The 24036-nt window shown below is 56.0% G+C and carries 22 protein-coding genes and 2 pseudogenes; 13 read left to right on the top strand and 11 right to left on the bottom strand.

Going from position 1 to position 24036, the window contains the following annotated elements; genetic code table 11:
- Window positions 1–105: 105 nt before the first annotated feature.
- The 8 genes from RMS03_RS11615 to RMS03_RS02340 form a co-directional block, all read right to left on the bottom strand.
- Entirely contained in the window at window positions 106–456 is a 351-nt protein-coding gene (locus RMS03_RS11615) for a YbhB/YbcL family Raf kinase inhibitor-like protein (protein ID WP_405023491.1), read from the bottom strand.
- A gap of 282 nt (window positions 457–738) precedes the next feature.
- Entirely contained in the window at window positions 739–1548 is an 810-nt protein-coding gene (gene trpA / locus RMS03_RS02370; RefSeq protein WP_310625514.1) for a tryptophan synthase subunit alpha, read from the bottom strand.
- On the bottom strand, window positions 1545–2918 hold the full coding sequence (gene trpB / locus RMS03_RS02365; RefSeq protein ID WP_310625513.1) for a tryptophan synthase subunit beta: 1374 nt from the start codon (window positions 2916–2918) through the stop codon (window positions 1545–1547). The genes trpA and trpB overlap by 4 nt, the downstream gene beginning before the upstream one ends.
- A gap of 90 nt (window positions 2919–3008) precedes the next feature.
- The gene (locus RMS03_RS02360) at window positions 3009–3701 is read right to left on the bottom strand and encodes a phosphoribosylanthranilate isomerase (RefSeq protein ID WP_310625512.1); all 693 of its coding nucleotides are present in this window, start codon (window positions 3699–3701) and stop codon (window positions 3009–3011) included.
- Window positions 3698–4495, bottom strand: a complete 798-nt coding sequence (truA, locus tag RMS03_RS02355) for a tRNA pseudouridine(38-40) synthase TruA (RefSeq protein ID WP_310625511.1) — start codon at window positions 4493–4495, stop codon at window positions 3698–3700. The genes RMS03_RS02360 and truA overlap by 4 nt, the downstream gene beginning before the upstream one ends.
- A gap of 10 nt (window positions 4496–4505) precedes the next feature.
- Window positions 4506–6107, bottom strand: coding sequence for a FimV/HubP family polar landmark protein (locus RMS03_RS02350; protein WP_310625510.1), 1602 nt, complete (start codon window positions 6105–6107; stop codon window positions 4506–4508).
- Window positions 6108–6128: 21 nt separating this feature from the next.
- Window positions 6129–7259, bottom strand: a complete 1131-nt coding sequence (gene asd, locus RMS03_RS02345) for an aspartate-semialdehyde dehydrogenase (protein WP_310625509.1) — start codon at window positions 7257–7259, stop codon at window positions 6129–6131.
- 404 nt (window positions 7260–7663) lie between these two features.
- On the bottom strand, window positions 7664–8458 hold the full coding sequence (locus RMS03_RS02340) for an IclR family transcriptional regulator C-terminal domain-containing protein (RefSeq protein WP_310625508.1): 795 nt from the start codon (window positions 8456–8458) through the stop codon (window positions 7664–7666).
- Window positions 8459–8584: 126 nt separating this feature from the next.
- On the opposite strand from RMS03_RS02340, the gene pobA reads away from it, so the two are divergent.
- Complete coding sequence (gene pobA, locus RMS03_RS02335) at window positions 8585–9769, top strand: 4-hydroxybenzoate 3-monooxygenase (RefSeq protein WP_310625507.1); 1185 nt, start codon at window positions 8585–8587, stop codon at window positions 9767–9769.
- A 77-nt stretch (window positions 9770–9846) separates the two neighbouring features.
- Here the strand turns inward: pobA and RMS03_RS02330 are convergent, their stop codons facing one another.
- Complete coding sequence (locus RMS03_RS02330; protein ID WP_310625506.1) at window positions 9847–11742, bottom strand: FAD-dependent monooxygenase; 1896 nt, start codon at window positions 11740–11742, stop codon at window positions 9847–9849.
- Window positions 11743–11812: 70 nt separating this feature from the next.
- Here RMS03_RS02330 and RMS03_RS02325 point away from each other — a divergent pair, with 70 nt between their 5' ends.
- On the top strand, window positions 11813–12526 hold the full coding sequence (locus tag RMS03_RS02325; RefSeq protein ID WP_310625505.1) for a helix-turn-helix domain-containing protein: 714 nt from the start codon (window positions 11813–11815) through the stop codon (window positions 12524–12526).
- A gap of 3 nt (window positions 12527–12529) precedes the next feature.
- Here RMS03_RS02325 and hpaR read toward each other — a convergent pair whose 3' ends face one another.
- Entirely contained in the window at window positions 12530–12979 is a 450-nt protein-coding gene (hpaR, locus tag RMS03_RS02320; protein WP_310625504.1) for a homoprotocatechuate degradation operon regulator HpaR, read from the bottom strand.
- A gap of 181 nt (window positions 12980–13160) precedes the next feature.
- Here hpaR and RMS03_RS02315 point away from each other — a divergent pair, with 181 nt between their 5' ends.
- The 11 genes and pseudogenes from RMS03_RS02315 to RMS03_RS02265 all read left to right on the top strand — a co-directional run bounded on the left by RMS03_RS02315 (window position 13161) and on the right by RMS03_RS02265 (window position 23635).
- The gene (locus RMS03_RS02315; RefSeq protein ID WP_310625503.1) at window positions 13161–13826 is read left to right on the top strand and encodes a fumarylacetoacetate hydrolase family protein; all 666 of its coding nucleotides are present in this window, start codon (window positions 13161–13163) and stop codon (window positions 13824–13826) included.
- The gene (locus tag RMS03_RS02310; RefSeq protein WP_310625502.1) at window positions 13823–14590 is read left to right on the top strand and encodes a fumarylacetoacetate hydrolase family protein; all 768 of its coding nucleotides are present in this window, start codon (window positions 13823–13825) and stop codon (window positions 14588–14590) included. Before RMS03_RS02315 ends, RMS03_RS02310 begins: the two co-directional genes overlap by 4 nt.
- 23 nt (window positions 14591–14613) lie before the next feature.
- On the top strand, window positions 14614–16071 hold the full coding sequence (hpaE, locus tag RMS03_RS02305; RefSeq protein WP_310625501.1) for a 5-carboxymethyl-2-hydroxymuconate semialdehyde dehydrogenase: 1458 nt from the start codon (window positions 14614–14616) through the stop codon (window positions 16069–16071).
- Between the two features lie 36 nt (window positions 16072–16107).
- Entirely contained in the window at window positions 16108–17034 is a 927-nt protein-coding gene (hpaD, locus tag RMS03_RS02300) for a 3,4-dihydroxyphenylacetate 2,3-dioxygenase (protein ID WP_310625500.1), read from the top strand.
- Between the two features lie 16 nt (window positions 17035–17050).
- Window positions 17051–17506 carry a 5-carboxymethyl-2-hydroxymuconate isomerase gene (locus RMS03_RS02295; RefSeq protein ID WP_310625499.1) on the top strand — a complete coding sequence of 152 codons (456 nt, stop codon included), beginning with the start codon at window positions 17051–17053 and terminating at the stop codon, window positions 17504–17506.
- A gap of 89 nt (window positions 17507–17595) precedes the next feature.
- A complete protein-coding gene (hpaH, locus tag RMS03_RS02290) occupies window positions 17596–18417 on the top strand; it encodes a 2-oxo-hept-4-ene-1,7-dioate hydratase (RefSeq protein ID WP_310625498.1) in 822 nt (273 codons plus the stop codon).
- 75 nt (window positions 18418–18492) lie between these two features.
- Window positions 18493–19795: pseudogene (locus RMS03_RS02285) on the top strand (NAD-dependent succinate-semialdehyde dehydrogenase).
- Window positions 19796–19829: 34 nt separating this feature from the next.
- Window positions 19830–20600: a class II aldolase/adducin family protein gene (locus tag RMS03_RS02280; protein ID WP_310625497.1), complete on the top strand. Its 771-nt coding sequence runs from the start codon at window positions 19830–19832 to the stop codon at window positions 20598–20600.
- Between the two features lie 139 nt (window positions 20601–20739).
- Window positions 20740–21255 (top strand): TRAP transporter small permease, encoded by a 516-nt coding sequence (locus RMS03_RS02275; protein WP_310625496.1) that lies wholly within the window; start codon window positions 20740–20742, stop codon window positions 21253–21255.
- Entirely contained in the window at window positions 21252–22574 is a 1323-nt protein-coding gene (locus tag RMS03_RS02270; RefSeq protein ID WP_310625495.1) for a TRAP transporter large permease, read from the top strand. The genes RMS03_RS02275 and RMS03_RS02270 overlap by 4 nt, the downstream gene beginning before the upstream one ends.
- Window positions 22575–22597: 23 nt before the next feature.
- Entirely contained in the window at window positions 22598–23635 is a 1038-nt protein-coding gene (locus RMS03_RS02265; RefSeq protein WP_310625494.1) for a TRAP transporter substrate-binding protein, read from the top strand.
- A 270-nt stretch (window positions 23636–23905) separates the two neighbouring features.
- Here the strand turns inward: RMS03_RS02265 and RMS03_RS02260 are convergent.
- Window positions 23906–24036 (bottom strand): annotated as a pseudogene (locus RMS03_RS02260) (IS30 family transposase); the annotation flags it as partial.

Here is a 24036-nt window from a genome sequence, read left to right as displayed (position 1 = left end):
GAAACCGTGACGGATGAGGAATTGACTATGATTGAAAACCGATTGAATCACCGCCCCAGAAAGCGACTAGGATTCAAGACACCTCACGAGGTATTCCATGCCTCGTTAAAGCGTGTTGCACTTCGTCCTTGAATCCGCCGCGTAAACAGTTAGCTTGTAAACGTGGTTGCTTGGAGGGCATGCACCAGCGTAGCCGTTTGATGCGCCATCGTAAGTTTGGCTATATGTCACACCACTGATGAGTGATAGGTTTTCTCCTGCCGAAATGGCAGTTTTAGTTGATGGAAGATTAAACACAGCCCAGTGGACACAGGCGTTTGCGCCAGTGCGGCAAGGAGAGACCTCATCATCCATCACGATGGCAATTTTCGAGGTGCTGCTGGGTAAATTATTAAGAGTGAGTTGGGGGGATGTGCCCGTGCCTCCCAGGGCTACGCAAGCATTTGCGCTTGGCATCACGCCGTTATCGGTGTAAGAGCTGGACGTGATACTGAATGCAGCGGGAGTAGTACCCGTGTCGCTACTACCGCCCCCTCCACAGGCAGAGAGTAAGCAAACACAGGCAGCAGAGAAGATTTTTTTGACATGAAGTTTCCTTTACGGTTGATGGATGTTTATTGGATGATCGAAAGGCACGTAATGCTGATGAAGCATTTGCGTTGATCCGCGTGATCGTGACGCTTTCGGGTATTCCAAGCGAGGTAGGCCCATTGGGCGTCATTGACGTGGCGATGTGTGTCAAGCATCCAAGGCCTCCCGAATCCCCGCCAAAAACGCGTGCGCAGCCGCCACTTCTTGGCCTGCGGGTGCCGCTTCGAGCAACTGGATGATACGGCTGCCAATCACCACGGCGTCGGCCACGCGGCCCACGGCAGTGGCAGTGGCGGCATCGCGAATACCAAAGCCCACACCCACGGGGATGTGTACATGCTGGCGGATGCGCGGCAGCATGGCTTCCACGGCATCGGTGTCGAGGTTGCCTGCGCCCGTCACGCCCTTGAGCGAGACGTAATACACATAGCCGCTGGCAATGCGGGCCACTTGCGCCATGCGTTGGTCGGTACTGGTGGGCGCGAGCAAGAAGATCAGATCCATGTGGTGGACACGCAAGGTGGCGGCAAACGCTTCGCACTCTTCGGGCGGGTAGTCCACGATGAGCACGCCGTCTACGCCAGCGGCAGAGGCGTCTTTGACGAACGCGTCTTGGCCGTGTTTGAGGTTGTAGCACTCGACGGGGTTGGCGTAGCCCATCAGCACCACGGGGGTGGTGGTGTTGGTTTGGCGGAACGCGCGCACCATCTCCAGCACTTGGATGGTGCCAATGCCAAACCGCAGAGCGGCTTCGCCTGCTTTTTGAATCACCGCGCCATCGGCCATGGGGTCGCTAAAAGGCACGCCCAGTTCGATGATGTCAGCGCCTGCGTCCACCATGCCGTGCATGAGGGCGGGCGTGATGTGGGCTTGTGGGAAGCCAGCCATCACATAGGGGATGAGGGCTTTGCGGCCTTGGGCCTTGAGGGCGGCGAGGGTGGTGTCAATACGGCTCATGATTGCACCCCCACGCGCTGCACTGTCGTGTCATCGCTACCCCCCGAGGGGGCTTTCGCTTCTAGGGGCGGCCTGTCGTGGCCCAACGTCATCTTGACGATGTGTTCAGCAGTACCACCTTTGATCGATTGCCCTTGGCAGCTGGGGCGGCAGAAGAAGTCAGCGTTGCTCAGGTCGGCCACGGTGCCAATGTCTTTGTCGCCACGGCCTGAGAGGTTGATCAAGATGGATTGCTCAGGCTTCATGGTCTTGGCCAGCCTCATGGCATAGGCCACGGCATGGCTCGATTCGAGTGCGGGGATGATGCCCTCGGTGCGGCACAGGTAGTGGAAGGCATCCAGCGCTTCTTTGTCGGTGATTCCCACGTACTCGGCGCGGCCCATGTCTTTGAGGAAGGCATGTTCAGGGCCCACGCCTGGGTAGTCGAGGCCCGCACTCACGCTGTGCGTCTCGGTGATCTGCCCGTTCTCATCTTGCAAGATGTAGGTGCGGTTGCCGTGCAACACACCAGGTGCGCCGAGTTGCAGCGAACACGAATGGCGGTTGGTCTCCATGCCTTCGCCCGCCGCTTCCACGCCAATCAGGCGCGTGTTCGTGTGGTCGATGTAGGGGTAGAAGATGCCCATGGCATTGCTGCCGCCACCCACACACGCCATCACCACATCGGGTTGTTCTTCGGCCATCTTCAAGCTCTTGAACATCTCAGGCATTTGCGCCAGGCATTCCTCGCCAATCACGCTTTGGAAGTCGCGCACCATCATCGGGTAAGGGTGAGGCCCCGCCACAGTGCCGATGATGTAGAAGGTGTTGTCCACGTTGGCCACCCAGTCGCGCATGGCTTCGTTGAGTGCATCTTTGAGTGTGCGGCTGCCGCTTTCCACGGGTACCACCGTCGCGCCCAAGAGCTTCATGCGGTACACATTGGGACTTTGGCGCTTCACGTCCTCTGCGCCCATGTAGACCACGCATTCCAAACCGTAGCGCGCGCAGATGGTGGCGGTGGCCACGCCGTGTTGGCCCGCACCAGTTTCGGCAATCACGCGGGGCTTGCCCATGCGCTTGGCGAGCATGGCTTGGCCAATGGTGTTGTTGATCTTGTGCGCACCCGTGTGGTTCAGGTCTTCACGCTTCAAGAAGATTTGCGCTCCGCCCACTTCGCGGCTCATGCGGGCAGCGTGATAAATGGGGGAAGGGCGGCCCACGAAGTGGGCCAACTCGCTCTTGAATTCGGCGATGAAATCTGGGTCGTACTGGTACTTGGCGTACGCGTCCTTGAGTTCTTCAGTCGCGTGGGTCAGCGTTTCGCTGATGAAGCTGCCGCCGTAAATGCCAAAGTGGCCTCGTGCGTCGGGTTGTTGGTAGTTCGACATAGCTTGCCTACAAAAATTGCCTCAGAACAACTGCCTTAGCGAGCAGTGCGCCCAAGTGCTTCAAACAAAAAAGAGGAGAAGGGAACGGGTTCAGCGCGGATGCGCTGCGTCCGCTGCGCGAACGGCTCTGACGAATTCGTGGATCTTTGCCGCATCCTTGATGCCTTTGGCCGACTCCACGCCAGAGCTCACGTCAACCGCCAACGACAAGCCGTGGTGACGCAGTGCGCGAATGCCATCGGTCACGTTGGCAGCGTTGAGTCCACCAGACAAGACGAGGTGAGCGTTGACGTTTGGAGGAAGCTGTGACCAATTGAATGTTTTGCCGCCGCCGCCATAGCCCTCGACATGGGCGTCGAGCAGCACGGCTTGGGCGTCTGAGTAATTTTGCGTGTATTTTAAGAGGTCAAAGGGTTCTTCGCCCGCAGGGGTTTCTAGCGGGATGCGGGCTGCACGCATCCAGCGGCGGCCCAAGGTGCGGGCAATTTTGCGGCAGTGGTCGGGTGTTTCGTCACCGTGGAACTGCAACCATGCGCCCGGCACTTGCACACAGGCGCGCGCAATGGCTTCGGCGGTTTCGTTCACAAACAACAACACAGGCGTGACAAAGGCGGGCAGACGCAAGACCAGCTCTGCGGCGCGCTCCACCGTCACCGCACGAGGACTGGGCGCATACATGACAAAGCCAATCGCATCCACGCCTGCGGCCACGGCGGCATCGACGTCTTGCTCACGGGTGAGGCCACAAATTTTGATACGTGTTCGGCTGATGGGGCGGTTCATGGCAATCCATCATACGCAGGGGTGCGGTCAGGCAACTCCCACCGTGCGTCATAGCGGGGGCCCAAAAAATACAAACCATCGGGGCTGAAGGTGGGGGCGGCCGCATCGCGGTCGCGCGCGGCCAGCACTTCGGCCATCCACTCGGGTGGTTTGTCGCCGCTGCCAATCTTTACAAAGCAACCCATGAGGTTACGAATCATGTGGTGCAAAAAGGCGCTGGCTTCAAACTCAAAACGCCACACCGCTGAATCAGGGTTGGTGCTTTTGCGTGTGATGTCGATGCGTGTCATGGTTTTCACAGGCGTCAAAGCTTGGCAGCTGGAGGCGCGAAACGAGGTGAAGTCATGCTCGCCCATCACGAACTGCGCGGCTTGTTGCATGGCCTCGAGATTGAGCGGGCGATACACCCAGCCGACGCGGCCTACTTCTACGCTGGGACGCACGGCAGACTCCAGCACCACATACGCGTAGCGACGCGCAATGGCGCTGCCACGGCAGTGGAACTCACGCGGCATTTCACGTGCCCATTGCACGGCAATGTCGAGCGGTAAATACCGGTTCGTGCCGCGCACCCATGAGTAGGGTGTGCGGTCGAGCTCAGTGTCAAAGTGAATGACTTGCATGAGACCATGCACACTTGCATCGGTACGGCCTGCACACAGGGTAGAAACAGGGGTTTGGGTGAACTTGGACAGCGCTTTTTCCAGCTCGTCCTGCACTGTTTTTCCTGAGGCTTGACTTTGCCAGCCTTCGTAGGCTTGGCCGTTGTAGCTCAAGCCCATGGCGATGCGCATAGGCTTCGGCTTAGGCTCGTTCAGCCAGCCACTGCAGGGCTTTTTCTTTGACAGCGCCAGAGGCTTCGTTCGCCACCTCTGCCACCAAGGCGCGGCTGGTGTGCAATTGGCCTAAGTTCCACAACTCATCGGCCAAATCGATACGCACTTGGTAGGCACTGGCGCTGGTGTCGGATTCGTCCAAATCTAAGGAGATATTGGGTATTTCCATGGTGGGGCGAGGTGTGTCGTCGTATCTTGTTTCGCTGCCTTCATCTTCAGCTTCATAGCTGTGATGCTCATGGTCATGCGTATGCTTGTGCGTTTCGTGCGTGTGTGTCGCCACCGCGTGGATGTAACCGCGCTCCACTGGTTCTTTGTTGTCGAATTCAGGAAAATCCAAATCGAACTTCGTGTTCAATGGGGGCAAACCTTCAATGCCATCACCGCCAGCCTTGTTCATGGCACGACGGCGCCACAACCCTGCCAGCACTAAGATGGCGATCAAGCTGCCTGCACCCACGGGCGTCAGGCTGTGTTCACGCAACTCGTTGAGCCATTCGCCATTGGCAGTGGCATTGGCAGTGGCAGCACTCGCCAGTACCTCGATGGGCAAGGCGCCCGAGGCTGGCTCAGACGCAGCCGTGCCAGCCTCCACTGTAATCTTAGCGAGTTCGCTGATGCTTCGGCTCAACTCTGCGGCACGGTCAGCCACCTCTTGGGCCTCACGTTGTTGGGCAATTTTGTTTGCGTCTGCGTCTTTGCTGCCTGGCTTGGACAACGTCAACTTGTCTTGCTGTTTCTTCGCGCTGTTTTGCACCTTGGCGTCGAGCCTGCCAACGGCCTCACGTACCACCTTGGGTACCGTGCCACCGGGGGCGCGTGCCGCCAACTCAGCGCGGTAGGCTTCAAAATCTTTGGTTTGAACTTGAATCTCGCGGCGTGCTTCTTGACGCGAGATACTTTGTGCCTCTTGTTCCGTGGTCAAAGTGATCAAAGCACCCACTTTTATGCGGTTGACGTTGGACTCCACAAATGCATCGGGGTTGTTACGCAGTAACGCCAGCAACATCTGCTCTAACGACACGCCGTCTGGTATGTGGTTCGCCACCAACTCACTGGCGGTATCGCCGCGCTGCACTGTCAGTGGTTGGGTATTCGCACCACCCGCCACACTCGATGCGTGGATTGCGTTGCTGGTCGTCTTGGCATGATCCAACGATACATTGAAATCGCGCAACAAACGCCCCGTCGCCCACCGCAAATCAATCAAAATATCCAACGCATAGTCGCCCACCGCTTGCTTGCTGGTCACTAGGAGGTAGAACTTCCCGTTAGCGCGTTGCAGCAATTGCACATCAATATCCAATGGCGTGCCGTCTTGCAAGGGCAGCGCAACCTTGGCCGCGTTATAAAGCTCAGCATTCGCAATGTCGACTTGTAAATCTGCCCGCTCACTAGGTGAGATCTCGCTGATATCAATCTCAGCGCGTAACACCTCGCCTTGCTTGCTTTGTACCACTGGGCGTAACAAAGTCAGTGCCTGCGCACTGCCAAACAGTGACAGTGACAGGACTGCCCACAAAGCAGATCTTTGGAGCAAACGTGAAGCGTGAAATGTAGTTTTAGTCATAGCTAAATATCTTACTTTGTTTTACGCTTCTAAAAGAATGCGCAGCATGCGGCGCAACGGCTCGGCCGCACCCCACAAGAGCTGGTCACCCACGGTGAAGGCGCCAAGGTAGTCGTTGCCCATGGCCATCTTGTGCAGACGGCCCACGGGGACTGTAAGCGTCCCAGTCACGGCGGCAGGTGTCAGGTCACGTTCGCTGATTTCGCGCACGTTGGGCACCACTTTCACCCAGTCGTTGGCGCTAGCCAAGATGCTTTCGATCTCGTCCATTGGCACGTCTTTTTTTAGCTTGATCGTCAAGCCCTGCGAGTGGCAGCGCATCGCGCCAATGCGTACGCACAAACCGTCGATGGGGATAGAGCCTGCTGCGCGGAACGCTGTGTTGCCCAAAATTTTGTTGCACTCGGCACCACCTTTCCACTCTTCCTTGCTTTGGCCGTGCTCCACAGGCACATCAATCCAAGGAATCAAGCTGCCTGCCAAGGCGGTGTTACGGAAGTTCTTGGTGGGGAAGGCCGCGCTGCGCATGGTGGCAGATACTTTGCGGTCAATATCCAAGATGGCCGAAGAGGGGTTGGCCAAATCTTCCTTCACAGCGTCGTGCAAAGCGCCCATTTGACTCAGTAGCTCGCGCATGTTTTGTGCGCCAGCACCCGAAGCCGCTTGGTAGGTCATGGCACTGACCCACTCGACCAGGTTGTGTTGGAACAAGCCGCCCAAGCCCATCAGCATCAAGCTCACGGTGCAGTTGCCGCCGATCCAGTTTTTGCCGCCTTTGCCCAGCGCGCTGTCAATCACATGGCGGTTCACGGGATCCAGGATGATCACGGCGTCGTCGGCCATGCGTAGGCTAGAGGCTGCGTCAATCCAATGGCCGTTCCAGCCAGCAGCGCGCAGCTTGGGGTACACCTCTTTGGTGTAGTCGCCGCCTTGGCAAGTGATGATGATGTCGCAGCGCTTGAGTGCGTCAATGTTGTTGGCGTCTTGGAGTGTGGTTTCGTTCTTGGCTTGCGTAGGGGCTTTGCCACCAGCGTTCGATGTGGAGAAGAACACGGGTTCGATGAGGTCGAAATCTTTTTCTTGAACCATGCGGTCGATCAACACCGAGCCGACCATGCCGCGCCAACCGACTAAACCTACTAACTTGCTCATTTTTCAACGCCTTTTCAAATGTAGAAAACAGTGCCAGACCTGACTGTTTGCCCGGCTCGTCTGGCTGGGGGGCGCACGACGAACCGGAGCGCTTAGCCCTTAATGGTCGTGGTTTTGAGGGTGATGACACGCGCACTAGCGGCCACCAAGGCGGTGGGACTGAAGTTCAAAGAGAACAAGCGGGCGTCAAACATGCCACTAATTGTAGTGAAGATAACAAACAACTTCCCTACGACACCCTCTCCCGCCGCGAGTCTGGTTTTGTGCGTCGTTTTGCTGATGAGCACTTGGTTTTTCATTCAAGTAACCACAGCGCTCGGAAACTCACCGAGTCCTTTTTCTTGACTCCAAAGGCTTGTGTTTGCTGGCTTGCGGCGAGTGACCTTTAGGGCTTTGACGAATGTCTAAATCAAGGGTCTCAGCGCCTGCGCCGTTTGCTGCAGCAAAGGCAACCAACGTATAGCCAAATCGGGGGCATTGGGCCCAGCGCCTGAGCGCACCAAGTTGAGTGCCGCCACCGTGTCTCCGCGCCCGTTGCGTAATGGCACGGCCAAGGCCTCCACGCCTAGTTCATGTTCTTGTTGCGCCAAGCAATAGTCTTGCTTGGTAATTTGCTTGAGCTTTTGCTTCAAGTCTTTGGCTTGTGTGGCCGTGCGTGCCGTCAATCGGCTCAAAGGGTGAGCCTCTAGCCACGCTTTCATTTGTAGTGACGTCAAGTTAGCCAGCAGCACTTGCCCCGTTGAGGTGGCGTGCGCTGGCAATCGGGTGCCCACATGCAGGCCATACGCCAAAACGTTGTGGTTGACTTTTGTGGGTAAGTCTGATCCTTGCCAAATGCCTCTGGCCACAATGATGACCGCATCGTTTTGCAGCACCGCCACCGAGCATGACAACTGCGTGGACAGGCTCAATTGATGCAACGTGGGCTGCACCGTGCGCGGCAAGCGCGCCCCAGATAAATAGCTGCCAGCAAACCCCAGCACCTTGGCTGACAGCCAGTAGTACTGCCCATCTGTTTCCAAATAGCCCAAGTGCGCCAATGTCAGTAAGTGCCGTCGCGCAGCCGAACGTGTGAGCCCTGTGCGTTGGGCGGTCAGGGTGGCGTTGAGGCGTTGCCGCTCGGTGTCGAAACTCTCCAAAACAGCCATGCCTCGCGCCATGCCCTCAATCCAGTCAGCTTTGTTAGGTGTGGTGGTCATGGGTGCAGCTTGCGCGATGATCGTGCAACCATTCTAATCACCGCGCATCTTTGCGCGTTCGGCTTTGCGCCAAATCAAATGCACCTTTAATCTCTGGACACTTCTAAACACACGAGGGTTTGAGACATGCGTACACAAGTGATGATTGTTGGTGCTGGCCCTTCAGGCCTGTTGTTGGGGCAGCTGCTGCACAAGGCCGGCGTGGATGCCATCATTTTGGAACGGCAAAGCCCAGACTACGTGTTGGGGCGCATCCGTGCAGGCGTGCTCGAGCAAGTCACCTTAGATGTGTTGGCGCAAGCGGGGGTGGACCAGCGCATGCACCAAGAAGGCTTAGTCCACACTGGTTTTGACCTGTTGTTCAAAGGCGCGCGTCACCGCATTGATTTGGCGGGCCTCACCGGCGGTCAAAAAGTGATGGTTTACGGCCAAACCGAAGTCACCCGCGATTTGATGGATGCCCGCCAAGCAGCAGGCTTGACCACGATTTATGAAGCGGACGATGTGCAAATCCATGGCTTTGACAGCGCACATCCAAGCGTGAGCTTCAGCAAAGACGGCAAGAGCCATGCCATTGATTGCGATTTCATTGCGGGTTGTGATGGCTTTCACGGCGTGTGTCGTTCCAGTGTGCCGAGCAAATCAATTCAAGCGTTCGAGAAGGTTTATCCCTTTGGCTGGTTGGGTGTGTTGTCGGACACGCCGCCCGTGCATGAAGAACTGATTTATGCCAACAGCCCACGCGGCTTTGCGTTGTGTTCGCAACGCAGCCTCACGCGTAGCCGTTACTACTTGCAAGTTCCGCTGACCGACAAGGTCGAGCTGTGGACGGATGATGCTTTTTGGGGGGAGTTGCGCAACCGCCTTGACCCCCAAGCACGCGAACACTTGGTGACAGGCCCCAGCATCGAAAAAAGCATTGCGCCATTGCGTAGCTTTGTGACCGAGCCCATGCGCTTTGGCACACTGTTTCTGGCGGGGGACGCCGCCCACATCGTGCCCCCCACAGGTGCCAAAGGCTTGAACTTGGCGGCTACCGATGTGAAGTACTTGTCTGATGCCTTGATTGAAGCCTGCGTTGAAAAGTCCCATGCGGGCATTGACCACTACTCGACGCGCTGCTTGGCACGTATCTGGCGTGCTGAGCGTTTCTCTTGGTGGTTCACCAGTTTGATGCACAACTTCCCAGGCCAAGGTGAGATTGGGCAGAAATTCCAAGAGGCCGAGTTGGACTACTTGATTCATAGCGAAGCAGGGGCCCGCACCATGGCTGAGAACTATGTGGGTCTGCCACTGAATTTCGGCGAATAAGCCGAATGGAGCTCCAATAAAAATGCCTGATGGTGAACCCATCAGGCATTTTTTATCCAACAACTGCTGGTGTGAAATTACTTCACTGGCAGCATGTGTTGCGCAAAGAACGTCTGGAGTTCATCGCGTGCACTGAGTGGGAAGATGCCTGAAACATACTGGTCAGGACGCACCACGACGATGGCGCCGTCTCGATGAATTTCGCGGTCACGGAAAATGTCACGCCCATGGCCCGCAGCAAAGATTTGGTTGACATCGATGAGGCCAAATGGTGTCTTGGTGGGTTTGAAAACCTCAGGCACTTGGCCTGGTTCCACCTCGGTGTAGTCTTGTTGATAGATCACCTTGGTGTCAAAGACTGCATCGGTGTCTCCCCCTTGTGGTGTGTACTTGACGCGGGGAGACTTTGTGTCGCTTTTCCACCATTGCGCGAAGTCCGCCGTCAATGTGCCAGAGGTGGCGGGTGCGGCGCCATCGGCAAACACATAAACACGCCAGCGACCATCTGCTTCGTGCAAGTGGCCAAGTTGACGCCAACGGTTGTCAGCGCGTCGCATCACCTCCGTTGATTTGAAACGTTTGCCAATCGGAAAGCCTGTCGCTAAATGTTGGTGTTCAAGACCTGCAACGATTTGGTTCTTGGGGTACTGGGTCATGAACCCCATAGGGAACTCAATCGTTTTTTCGTACCAACGAGCCAAGTCCTGAGGGTCATCCCACTCCTCAACGGGGCGGGCCATGAGTGTGGACCATTCTTTGTCGAAGTTGATGAGGTCTTGCGCGATCACGCGCCGCTCGGCTGAATACGTGGCAAGCAATGGCTCGGGTGCGCGGCCTTCAAGCACGGCAGCGAGTTTCCATGACAGGTTCCAACCGTCCTGAATCGATACGTTCATGCCTTGGCCTGCCTTGGCCGAGTGTGTGTGACACGCATCCCCCATGATGAAGGCGCGTGGATGCTGCTGGCCAACGCGTTCAGCAGGGACGTTGTCAAAACCGGTGGTCACCCGGTGCGCTACTTCGTAGACCGACCACCAAGCGATGCTCTTCACATCCAGAGTGTAAGGATGCAAGATAGCATTGGCGCGTCGGATGATTTCATCAAGACTGGTCTTGCGGATTTCGCCCGCATCGTTTTCGTCGAGGTTACCCAGATCGACGTACAAGCGTGAGAGGTAGCCACCTTCTCGAGGGATCAACAGAATATTGCCAGCGCTGTGTGACTGAATGGAACATTTGACCTGGAAATCGGGGAAGTCCGTGTTGCACAACACGTCAATTACACCCCATGCATGCAGTGACGCATCGCCTTCTAGTTTGTGTCCGAGCGCGGTACGAACGGCGCTGCGTGCACCATCGCCACCGACCAAGTATTTCGCACGTACGGTACGTATTTCACCTTTGCGTGTACCTGCGACATATTGAATGCGCGCAGCCACTGGGTATTCATGCCGATCGTCAATGTCTAGGTCCAGAAACTCCACACCGTAATCTGGGACAACCTTGCCAGGCGCTTGCGCGGCATAGCCTAAGAAGTAATCCAAGACGCGCGATTGGTTCACATAGATGTGTGGAAATTCGCTCACACCGTGCGCGTCATCGGGCACGCGTGAGACCCGCACAATGTTTTCGGGATTTTTGTCGTCGGGTTTCCAAAAGCACATCTCGACGTTGCGGTAGGCCTCATCCACGATGGCGTTTGCAAAGCCAAACGCTTGAAAGGTCTCAACCGATCGGGCCTGAATGCCGTCAGCTTGTCCTTGCGTCAGTCGACCTTCGCGCTTTTCAATGGCGCGCACATGGATGCTGGGGAAGTGCGACAGCTGCGCAGTAACGGACACGGCCGCGGGGCCTGTGCCAACGATGAGCACATCCATCTCATCGGGAATTTCGCTGGAGCGGTTCAGGCCGTGGCCGGCCGCCGGTTTGATGCGGGGATTTTCTGAAACGTAACCGCGGTGATGGAATTGCATGAAGGATCTCCTTTGTCTCTATAATTGCGACATTCTTTCAAATATAGAGATAGTCTAACCGAGGCTTGCCATGAAAAGCAAGCATTCGATGGGTGACCAAATGACAAAACTTCAAACCGTGAACTCGCATGAACTCAAAGCAGACCCAGGCTCGCAAACTTTGGCGCGAGGCCTTGCTGCGCTAGAAATTATTGGCAGCGCGCCAGCGCCTCTCAGTGTTGCGGCGCTGTCGCGGCAGTTGAAAATTCACCGATCGATGGGGTATCGCCTCGTCAAGACGCTGGAGCAGAGCGGCTTTGTTGAACGCGGTGCAGAGGGCGGACTCATACTGGGTTCTAAGCTCGCGATCCTCGCGCGCGGGGTTGCCAAAAATTTGCGTTCAGCTGCAGCCCCAGAACTCGCCGCCGTTGCAGAGGCGCTTGAGATGACTGCTTTTTTGGTGGCCTATGACGGTGAATCTGCTGTGACATTGAGTAGTGCAGAGCCGAAAAACCTTGAGACCACCTTGGGCAAGAAACCGGGCAGCCGACATGCCATTGGCCAAGGAGCGCCAGGTAAGGTGATTCAGTCGCTGTTAAAGCCAAAAAAATTTCCACCGCAGCCGTTTGAAGTGAGCGAAAACGAGGTGATCCATGGCATTGCATCCATTGCGGTGCCGCTTCATCTCACCAGTGGACAGCCCGCTGCCATTGCTGTGCTTTATTTGCCGCATGATGTCAACGAGGCGAGCGTGGCCAAGGTGCTCACTTCGGCCGCGAGTCGCATCTGTGCGGTGATGGGCTGATCGTTAATCGCCGTTTTCTTCGTGACTGCCGAGGTTTTGTAGCAATGCGTCGAGGGTGTCATACACCTGCTGCAACTGCTTGACGCCAACTTTTTTTTCAAGCTCTAGGTATTCGCGCTCAATGATGGGGGTGATGCTTTTGCCAAGTTTTTTCGTCGCTGCGGTGACACTCACTTTGACGCGACGCTGGTCGTGCTCCATGCGTTCACGCTGGATCAACCCAGCCTCTTCCATGCGCATCAAAACGCCGGCAATGCTAGGGCTAGAAATCAAGCAGCGCTCGCACAACTGACGCGGCTCCAGCCCATCTTCATCCAGCAGCACACGCAGAATTCGCCACTGTTGTTCGGTCACGCCATGCTGATTTAGCACAGGGCGAAAACGGCTCATCAAGGCTTCCCTCGATTGAAGCAGGAGGTGGGGCAAGTTCTTGTGCCGAAGCGGACTTTTCATTGGGTTACATCAAGGTTGAGCGGTTGCACTGTACCGAATTCGGACGGATCTGAGGATAGGGTGGTGAGCGAGCTAGGGATAACACCCATGAAAGTTCATCCGAGATGGATTGACTTACTAACAAGTGAGCGTTCTAATTGCAAATATGTTAGCAAATATGTGTGACTTCAAAAAGTTGACGATGTCGAATATTTTTCAAATGCCTTTGAGTGGGACTGTGTACGGCACATTGCTGAACCACCGTGAAGCCCTGGCGGCTTTGGGTGATCAGGTGACTGTGGCGCCTTACAAGGCGCCACCCCAAGCGCCAATTTTGTATATCAAGCCGCGCAACACGTGGGCAAAAACTGGAGATTCGGTGCTTGTGCCACCCGATGCGCCCGCGCTGCAAATGGGCGCGACGCTGGGGCTGGTCATTGGCCGCGTGGCCTCTCACGTGAGTGTTGCGGATGCCTTGAGCCACGTGGCGGGTTTCGTGGTGTTGAACGACATCAGCGTACCGCATGACTCGTTTTATCGCCCCTCCATGCGTTTCAAATGCCGAGATGGTTTTTGTCCGATGGGTGCCTTTGTGCCGCGTGAGGCTGTGGGCAACCCTGACACGCTCGCCATGACGGTGGCGGTGGATGGTGTGGTGGTGCAACAAACGGATACCGGGGGGCGCATCCGATCGGCAGCTCAGTTATTGGTGGATGTCACAGAGTTCATGACCTTGCATCCGGGCGACATTCTCAGCATTGGCGTCTCTGCCCATCCCCCACTCGCCCATGCCGGTCAACGCGTGACGATCACGGTGGATGGTGTAGGACAACTCGAAAATACTTTGATGTCGGGGGCGTTGGTATGAAACGCGCACAAGTCGCTTATGGCGGCGCCATTCATGAAACCTACGAGCACCCTGCGGGGTTGAGGTTAGCCGATGGTCGCGTGGTCGCTGAAGACGCGGTGGTTTGGTTGCCGCCTTTTGAGGTGGGCACCATCATCGCTTTGGGCTTGAACTATGCAGACCATGTGAAAGAACTCTCCAAAGAGTTGACGATCACCGCCAAAGACGAGCCTCTGGCTTTTCTCAAAGGTCGCAGTTCTTTGATTGGTCATCGCGCGCAAACCCGTCGCCCTGAAGGCGTTGCCTTCATGCACTACGAGTGCGAACTGGCGGTGGTGATTGGGCGCACCGCAAAAAATGTCAAACGCGACGATGCCATGCCATACGTGGCGGGCTATACCGTGGCCAATGACTATGCGATTCGCGATTACTTGGAAAACTATTACCGCCCCAACCTGCGCGTGAAAAACCGCGATGGCGGCACGGTGTTGGGCCCTTGGTTTGTGGAGGCCGCAGATGTGGCTGACCCGCATGCCTTGTCACTGCGCACGTTGGTGAACGGGGTGGTCACGCAACAAGGCAACACCGCTGATTTGATTTCGGATATCCCAACTTTGATTGAATATCTGAGCGGTTTCATGACGCTCAACCCAGGGGACGTGATCTTGACGGGAACGCCTGATGGCGTTGCCAACGTCAACGTTGGCGATGAAGTGGTCACCGAAATCGACGGCATCGGTCGGTTGCTCAACACCATCGTGGCAGATGCCACGTTTGGCCGTTAATTTTTTTGGATGCAGGAGAGCATATGCGTATCGAACACTTGATCAACGGCAAAGCCGTCGGCGCCAACCAGTACTTTGAGACGGTGAATCCAGCGACGCAAGATGTCTTGGCTGAAGTCGCCAGTGGTACCGCCACGCACGTCGATGCCGCTGTGCAAGCGGCCAAAGATGCCTTTCCAGCCTGGGCTGCACGCCCCACGACTGAGCGGGCAAAAATCATGCGCAATCTGGGTGACTTGATTGCCAAGCATGTGCCCGAGATCGCACAAGCTGAAACCCAAGACACGGGGCAAACCATCAGCCAAACAGGCAAGCAGTTGGTGCCGCGTGCTGCCGATAACTTTTACTATTTCGCTGAACTGTGTACGCGCGTGGATGGACATACCTATCCAACACCGACACACCTGAACTACACCTTGTTTCATCCCGTGGGCGTGTGCGCCTTGATTTCACCTTGGAACGTGCCGTTCATGACGTCCACTTGGAAAGTCGCGCCTTGCTTGGCGTTTGGCAACACCGCTGTGTTGAAGATGAGCGAGTTGTCGCCTTTGACGGCCGCACGGTTGGGTGAGCTCGCACTTGAGGCCGGCGTGCCCGCAGGTGTCTTGAACGTGGTGCATGGTTACGGCAAAGAAGCTGGCGATCCGCTGTGCGCGCACCGTGATGTGCGCGCCATTTCTTTCACAGGTTCCACGGTCACGGGCAATCGCATTGTGCAAGCCGCGGGCCTCAAAAAGTTCAGCATGGAACTCGGTGGCAAATCGCCGTTTGTGATTTTTGAAGATGCCGATCTTGACCGCGCTTTGGATGCCGCCGTGTTCATGATCTTTAGCAACAACGGCGAGCGCTGTACTGCGGGCAGCCGTATCTTGGTGCAAAAGAGTATTTATGCAGATTTCGCTGCGAAATTTGCCGAGCGTACAAAGCGCATCGTGGTGGGCGACCCCTTGGACGACAAGACCATCATTGGCCCCATGATCAGCCAAGGTCATTTGGCCAAGGTGCGCAGCTATATCGAGTTGGGCGCGAAAGAGGGCGCTTCAATTTTGTGCGGCGGGTTGGATGCACCAGAGTTGCCCGCGCATTTGCAAAAAGGCAATTTTGTTCGCCCCACCGTGTTTGCCGATGTGGACAACCGCATGCGCATAGCGCAAGAGGAAATCTTTGGCCCCGTGGCGTGCTTGATTCCATTCACAGACGAAGCCGATGCCATTCGCCAAGCCAACGACATTGAATACGGTTTGTCCAGCTATGTGTGGACCGAGAACATTGGCAAAGCCCACCGTGTGGCTGCCGCCATTGAAGCGGGGATGTGTTTTGTGAACAGCCAAAACGTGCGCGATTTGCGCCAACCTTTTGGTGGCACCAAGGCCAGTGGCACCGGTCGTGAAGGTGGAACCTGGAGTTACGAAGTATTTTGCGAACCAAAAAACGTGGCCGTGTCGATGGGCAGTCACCACATTCCACATTGGGGAGTTTGAGTATGGGACAACTTGAAATCACAGGGGGTGTTCGCCATGGGTAAGCTCGCATTAGCCGCCAAAATCACACACGTGCCCAGCATGTACCTGAGCGAGCAGCCAGGTCCGCGCTTTGGCACACGCCAAAGCGCCATCGATGGCCACAAAGAAATCAGCCGCCGCTGTCGCGAATTGGGTGTGGACACGTTGGTGGTGTTTGACACGCACTGGTTGGTCAACGCCAACTACCACATCAACTGTGCACCACATTTCAAGGGCAACTACACCAGCAACGAGCTGCCACACTTCATTCGTCACATGGCATTTGAGGCGCCAGGCAACCCCGAGCTGGGCCATCTGCTCGCCAAGGTGGCCAATGAGCAGGGCGTAGAAACGCTGGCGCACGACACCACCACGCTCGACCCTGAGTACGGCACACTGGTGCCGTTGCGCTACATGAACGAAGACCAGCACTTCAAGGTGGTCTCGGTCTCGGCTCTGTGCATGGTGCATTACCTGAACGACAGCGCTCGTCTGGGCTGGGCCTTCCGTGAGGCGGTTGAAAAACACTACAACGGCAAGGTGGCGTTTCTGGCCAGTGGGTCACTCAGCCATCGCTTTGCACAAAACGGTTTAGCGCCAGAGTTTGCGCACAAGATTTGGAGTCCCTTCCTAGAGCAACTCGACAAGCAAGTGCTACAGATGTGGCACAACCGCGAGTGGAAAGCTTTTTGCGAAATGCTGCCCGAGTACGCCAGCAAAGGCCACGGTGAAGGCTTCATGCACGACACCGCCATGTTGATGGGTGCACTCGGATGGACCGCCTATGACGGAGGCGTGGACCTCGTGACGCCTTATTTCGGCGCGAGCGGCACAGGCCAGCTCAATGCCATTTTTGATGTAACACCGCAAGACGGTGCCCATGTGCCCAAAGCAGTTGTCAGCAGTGCTGACGGCTACACCGCCATCAGTTCACGTTTGTGATGTTTGCGAGAACACCATGCCCCACCTTGTGATTCTTTACACCGGTCAACTCGACGCCGAAGTGAACATGACGAGTTTGTGCCGTCAAATGGCCGACGCCATGTTGACCGTCAAAGATGAAGCCGACCAACACGTGTTCCCCACAGGCGGCACGCGCGTGCTCGCCTATCCCGCGCCGCACTATGCCGTGGCTGATGGTGGCGCAGCAGGCCAAGCGGCGGCACAGTTTGCGGGCAACCCACACGGCGGCTCTGGCGACTATGCCTTTGTCTATCTCAACGTGCGCATGGGCAAAGGCCGAAGCGAAGCCACACAGCAACGTGCGGGACAAACCTTGATCGATGTGGCCAAAATTTTTTTTGCTCCCGTCATGGCGCAACGCCACATTGGCATCACCCTGCAAATTGATGTGGGCCCCGAAGTGTTTGACGCCAAGCACAGCAATATTCACCCCCTGTTTCAGAAAAATTGAAGCATGCCCCCACGTTCATCACTTTGTGTATTCACTGCCCCCCAAGGGGGCGAGGCCTCCCTCGGGGCGGCCCAGCAGGAGGCTTATTCATGTCTGTCTTAACCGAAGCGCAAATTCAAGCACTGGCGCAAGAGCTGCATCAGTCTGAAAAAACACGCGTGCAGATTGAGCATTTTTCTAAACGTTTCCCCAGCATGACCATCGAAGATGGTTACCGCATCAACCGTGCGTGGATGCAACTGCAATATGCCCAAGGCCACCAAGTCATTGGCCACAAAATTGGCCTGACCAGCCGCGCCATGCAACAAGCCAGCCAAATTGACGAGCCCGACTACGGCACCTTGCTGGACTACATGCGTTACGACTGCACACCTGGTCACGTGCTGGACATTCCTGTGCGCAACTTCATCGCACCCCGTGTCGAAGTGGAGTTGGCGTTCATCTTGAAAAAAGATTTACGCGGCCCCCACGTGACCGTCGAACAAGTGCTGGACGCTACCGAGTACGTGACGCCTGCGATTGAAATCATCGACTCACGCATCGAGCAGTTTGACCGTCACACCCAAGTGATGCGCAAAGTGTTCGACACCATCAGTGACAACGCCGCCAATGCCGGCATTGTGTTGGGCGCCAAGCGCGTGGATCCACACACCACCAACTTACCTTGGTGCGGTGCGATTTTGCGTTTGAACACCGTGGTGGAAGAAACTGGTTTGGCTGCGGGTGTACAAGGCCATCCCGCCGTCGGCATAGCTTGGTTGGCCAACAAACTGGCGCCTTGGCATGAGTATTTGAAGGCGGGTGAAATTGTGTTGGCTGGCTCGTTTACCAAGCCTGTGCCCGCCAAAGCAGGTGACGTGTTTGATGCCGACTACGGTGAGCTCGGCCAACTGCAATTCCGTTTTGTGTAAGGCGAGGCACCATGCAAATCACCCCAAACACATTCCGCCACGCGCACAAAGTTTATTGAAACGAAGTTCACACACATGCACACGCTCCCACTCAAAGACACAGGCTTGCTCAAGTCGCAGTGCTACATCAACGGCGCATGGATGGATGCCAGCAATGCCAGCACGATTGCTGTACTGAACCCCGCAGATGGTTCGCACATCGCTTCTGTGCCCAATGCGGGCCAAGCCTTGACGCAACTGGCAATTGACGGCGCAGCGACAGCACAAGCTGCGTGGAAAACGCGCACCGCCGAAGACCGCGCACGCATCCTGCGCCGCTGGTATGAGTTGATGTTGGCGCATCAAGATGACTTAGCGCTCATCATGACCAGCGAACAAGGCAAGCCTTTGGCCGAAGCCAAAGGTGAAATCGCTTATGCCGCGTCCTACATTGAATGGTTTGCCGAAGAAGCACGCCGTGGAACTTTCCCGCTGCCATGATCACGCGCAAAGTGGCGCCCGCTTTGGCGGCAGGCTGCGCCAGCATCGTCAAGCCCGCAGAGCAAACGCCGTTGTCAGCCTTGGCTATGGCTGAGTTGGGGCAACGTGGAGGCATTCCTGCAGGCTTGTTCAGCGTCATCACGGGGGATGCGCGCGAAATTGGTGGTGCGCTCACAGCAAGCACAGTGGTACGAAAACTCACCTTCACTGGGTCAACCGAAGTAGGCCGAATTTTGGCCGCGCAATGTGCACCCACGCTCAAAAAGATGTCGGTGGAGTTGGGCGGCAACGCGCCTTTCATTGTGTTTGACGATGCAGACTTGGACGAAGCCATGCAAGGTGCGCTCGCATCGAAATACCGCAACACGGGTCAAACTTGTGTGTGCGCCAATCGCTTGTTGGTGCAAGCGGCGGTGTACGACCCCTTTGCCGCCAAGCTAGCCACTGCCGTGCAAGCCTTGAAAGTCAGCCATGGTTTGGACGAGGGCGCCGCACGCGTGATCACGGGGGCAAACGCCACGCCTTGGGCGGCACGTTTTACGAACCCACGATCTTGGGTGATGTGACGACGGCCATGCGCATTGCCAGAGAAGAGGTCTTTGGTCCTGTCGCACCGCTGTTCAAGTTCAACACCGAAGCCGAAGCCATTGCCTTGGCCAACGACACCGAGTTTGGTTTGGCCGCTTACTTTTACGCCAAAGACATGGCCCGCGTGTGGCGCGTGGCAGAGGCCATTCAAGCGGGCATGGTGGGCGTGAACACGGGCATCATTTCTACGGCGGTCGCGCCTTTTGGCGGCGTCAAGCAGTCAGGCATGGGGCGTGAGGGCTCGCATCAAGGCATTGAGGAATACATGGACACCAAATACATTTGTTTAGGTGGCGTTGGTGCACATTGACCCTTCGACATAAGCGGCGGCAAGGAGATACAAAATGAATAATGACCAAGGCACCTACCCACGTCCTGAACGCTTCAGCGAGGCCGAGTGGGCCGCACGCGTGGAGCTTGCAGCGGCTTATCGCATTGCTGATCACTTGGGGTGGACCGAGTTGATCTACAACCATATTTCACTGCGTGTGCCCGATGAAGACGGACACTTTCTGATTAACCCTTTTGGCTTGCACTACTCTGAGGTGTGCGCTTCTAATTTGGTGAAGGTGGATGTGCACGGCAACATCATTGGACAGTCCGATTGGCCCATCAATCCTGCGGGCTTCACATTCCACGGCGCCATTCATGCACGCGTGCCCAACGCACATTGCGTCATGCATGTGCACACCACAGCCACGCAAGCGGTGTGTTGTTTGAAAGAAGGTTTGTCGTTCACTAATTTCTATGCGGCACAGCTGTATGGAAAAATTGCGTACCACGACTTTGAAGGCATCACCGTGCATCTGGACGAGGGGATGCGCATTCTCGATAGCGCTCAAGGCATGCCGGTGTTGCTCTTGCGTAGCCACGGGCCTGTGACGATTGGGTTTAATTTAGCCAATGCGTTTTCATTGATGTGGCTGGTCAACCGCGCATGCGAGGTGCAGCTGGCCTCTCAATCCATGGGCGAGGCTTGGCCCATCCCCGTGCCTGTACTTGAAAAGTGCGTGCGTGATTCGTTGAACTTTGATCCGAAATTTGGCGGTGGCCAAGATGCACTCGCCGCCTTGCAGCGCATCGTGGACCGCATTGATCCGAGTTACCGCGGGTAAATCGATTCTTTTTAATTTGGCATGGCTGGTCATTCGTTATGCAAAATTAAAATAACAGATAGAGCATAAATTCATGGGCCAATGGGCAGACCCTAGCCAAAATAGGGGAGTGAAATATAAAAATGATTGAGGAGAACTTATGAGCGAAAACAAAATGCCAAGCTCAGGCGTTGACCGTGTGCTGGAGCTTTTGTGCGATACCAGCGCCACTGTAGGTGGTTTGGTGTTGGTCGCCATCGCTTCTGTCACGGTGGTGAGCGTTGTGGGGCGTGCGTTTTTTTCGCATCCCATTTTGGGCGATGTGGAACTGGTGCAATTGGGCTGTGCGGTGGTCGTTGCCTCCTTCTTACCCTACACCCAATTTCGTCACGCCAACATCATCGTGGACTTCTTCACCACCAACGCTTCTGAACAAACCCAGAGCAAGCTCGACGCCTTTGGTACTTTGCTCTACACCTTGGTGATGGGCTTGGTCGCGTGGCGCGTTGCTGCGGGCGGTGTGGACATCAAAGCCAACCAAGAAACCTCCATGCTGATGGCTTTGCCACTTTGGATTCCCTATATGTTGATGGTGCCAGGCTTGGTACTGTGCGCGGTGATTGGGTTTGTTCAAACCCTGCAACACCTCGGTTTGATCGCGAAGGAAGAAGTATGAGCGCGATGAGTATTGGCTTGTCCATGTTTGCCGCCATGTTGATTCTGATGGCCGTTCGCGTGCCGATTGCGATTTCTATGTTTGTGCCAGGTGCTGTCGGGTACATGGCTTTGGCAGGCTGGCTACCCCTGTTGTCACACCTCAAAGGCGCGGTCTACAGCCGTGTGTCGATTTACGACTTGTCCGTGATCCCCCTATTCATGCTGATGGGTGCGTTTGCCGTGCACGGTGGTTTGTCCAAGGCCTTGTTTGACTTTGCCAACGCCTTGCTGGGCCGCTTCAAGGGCGGCATGGCCATGGCGGGCGTGTTGGCTTGCGCTGCATTTGGTTCCATTTCGGGTTCCACCGTGGCCACCACCGCCACGATTGCGCAAGTGGCGTATCCAGAAATGCGCCGCATCAACTACTCAGGCCGCCTGGCGACGGCTGCGCTAGCCACGGGGGGCACGATGGGGGTGTTGTTGCCGCCGTCTGTCACGTTGATGGTCTACGCCATCTTGACCGAACAGAACATCACCAAGATGTTCTTGGCCGCCTACATTCCCGCCTTGCTGGCGGCGGTGGGCTACCTCATCGCCATTGCGGTGATCGTGCGCATCCACCCTGACCAAGCGCCTCAAGCCAAAGCGGCCACAGCCCATGAGTTGTTCACAACGGCTGCGAACGTCTGGCCCATCGCCGCCATCTTCCTAGTGGTGTTCGGTGGCATCTACGGCGGTGTGTTCACTGCCACGGAAGGGGCGGCCATTGGTAACGTGCTGACCTTTGCCATCACCTTGGTACGCCGCGAAATGACGTTTGACAAACTGGTGGCCTCCATTCGCACCACGGCTCAAACCAGCGGCATGATCTTTTTGATCTTCATCGGTGCAGACATGATCAACGCCTCGCTGGCCTTGTCGCAGTTGCCTGCGCAGTTGGCCGACATGGTGGGCCACTTGCAAATTTCACCTTTGGTGGTGATGGCCGGCATCATGATTTTCTACATCATTCTCGGCTGCGTGATGGATGAAATGTCCATGATCTTGTTGACCGTACCGACCCTGTTTCCTGTCATCTTGGGCATGGACTTCTTTGGGTTGAATCCCTCAGACAAAGCCTTGTGGTTTGGTATCCTGATCCTCACTGTGTGTGAGATCGGCATGATCTTCCCGCCTGTGGGCTTGAATGTGTACATCATGAACGGCTTGGCCAAAGATGTGCCCATGGTCGAGACCTACAAGGGCGTGGTGCCCTTCCTCATCACAGATGGCATTCGCTTGTCGTTGCTCATTGCCTTCCCAGCCATCTCGTTGTGGCTGGTGCATTTGTTGACTTAAATTTTTACAACCTGGAGACAAAAATGAAGACTCGTTTTCTCAAAGTTGCCGCCGCTGCCGCGTTCACCGCAGCAGCCCTAGGCCAAGCAGCATCAGCCCAAGAGGTGATACTTAAAGTACATCACTTCTTGCCTGCATCGTCTTACGCACAAACCTTGTTCATCCAACCTTGGTGTGACCGCATCGCCAAAGAGTCGAACAACAAAATGAAGTGCCAAATTTACCCATCCATGCAATTGGGTGGCTCACCCCCTCAGTTGTTTGAACAAGCGCGTGACGGCGTGGCTGACGTGGTGTGGACTTTGCCTGGCTACACGGCAGGTCGCTTCCCTTCAGTGGAAGTGTTCGAAATGCCTTTCATGATGCAAAGCCCAGAAGCCACCAGCAAAGCCGTGTGGGATTACGTGGACCAATATGCCAAGGCCGAGTTCAAAGATGTCAAGCCTTTGGCCTTTCACGTGCACGGTGACGGCGTGTTCCACATGGTGAACAAGCCCATCCGCACAGCGGCTGACTTGAAGGGCGTCAAGTTGCGCGCACCAACACGTGCCACCAACAAGTTCATCGCCATGTTGGGCGCAACCCCTGTCAGCATGCCTGTGCCACAAGTGGGTGACGCGTTGTCCAAGGGCGTGATCGACGGTGCGGTGGTGCCGTACGAAGTGGTGCCAGCCGTGAAGATTCAAGAGTTGGTGAAATTCCATTCTGAGACCGATCCAGCTGAACCCGCCTTCTACACATCCGTGTTCATCTTCGCGATGAACCAAGCCAAGTACGACTCGTTGTCGCCAGAGTTGAAGCGCGTGATCGACCGCAACAGTGGCCAATCTTTGTCTGGCATGGCAGGCAAGGCATTCCTCGAGGCGGATGCGGAAGGCAAGAAGATGACCACCAAGAACACGACCAACGTGATTCCCAAAGCAGAGTTGGAGAACTGGAAGAAGTTGTCGCAACCGCTGTTTGATTCATGGGTGGCTGACATGAACGCCAAGGGTCATAACGGCAAGCAAATGCTCGATGGCGCCAAGGCATTGATTGCCAAGCACGCTGGGGGCAAGTAAAGCGTATTGCTCAAAGTTAAAGGGGCCGCGATTGCGGCCCTTTTTTTGTTTATGCGTTTGTGATTCAATGTTGCGAGATGCGTGTGCTAAGTCCACCATGCGTAACGTGGCGGCCAAGCCAGCTTCTAGATACGACAAATCAAAGAACACACGGTTAGGCACCTCGCGCTTGTCGGGTCCGATGTGACCGTACCCCAGCAAAGGCATGAGTTGGCCAAGACGGAGTTTTTGGTCAAAGTCTGCGCTACGCCGCTTCGGCGTTGGGCGGATTCAAGGACGAAGTGCAACACGCTTTAACGAGGCATGGAATACCTCGTGAGGTGTCTTGAATCCTAGTCGCTTTCTGGGGCGGTGATTCAATCGGTTTTCAATCATAGTCAATTCCTCATCCGTCACGGTTT

This window comes from Limnohabitans sp. (assembly GCF_031538885.1).
In the GTDB taxonomy this organism is placed as follows: Bacteria; Pseudomonadota; Gammaproteobacteria; order Burkholderiales; family Burkholderiaceae_C; genus Limnohabitans.
Note: the sequence above shows the minus strand (reverse complement) of the source record. Positions and strands in the feature narration are given on the sequence as shown.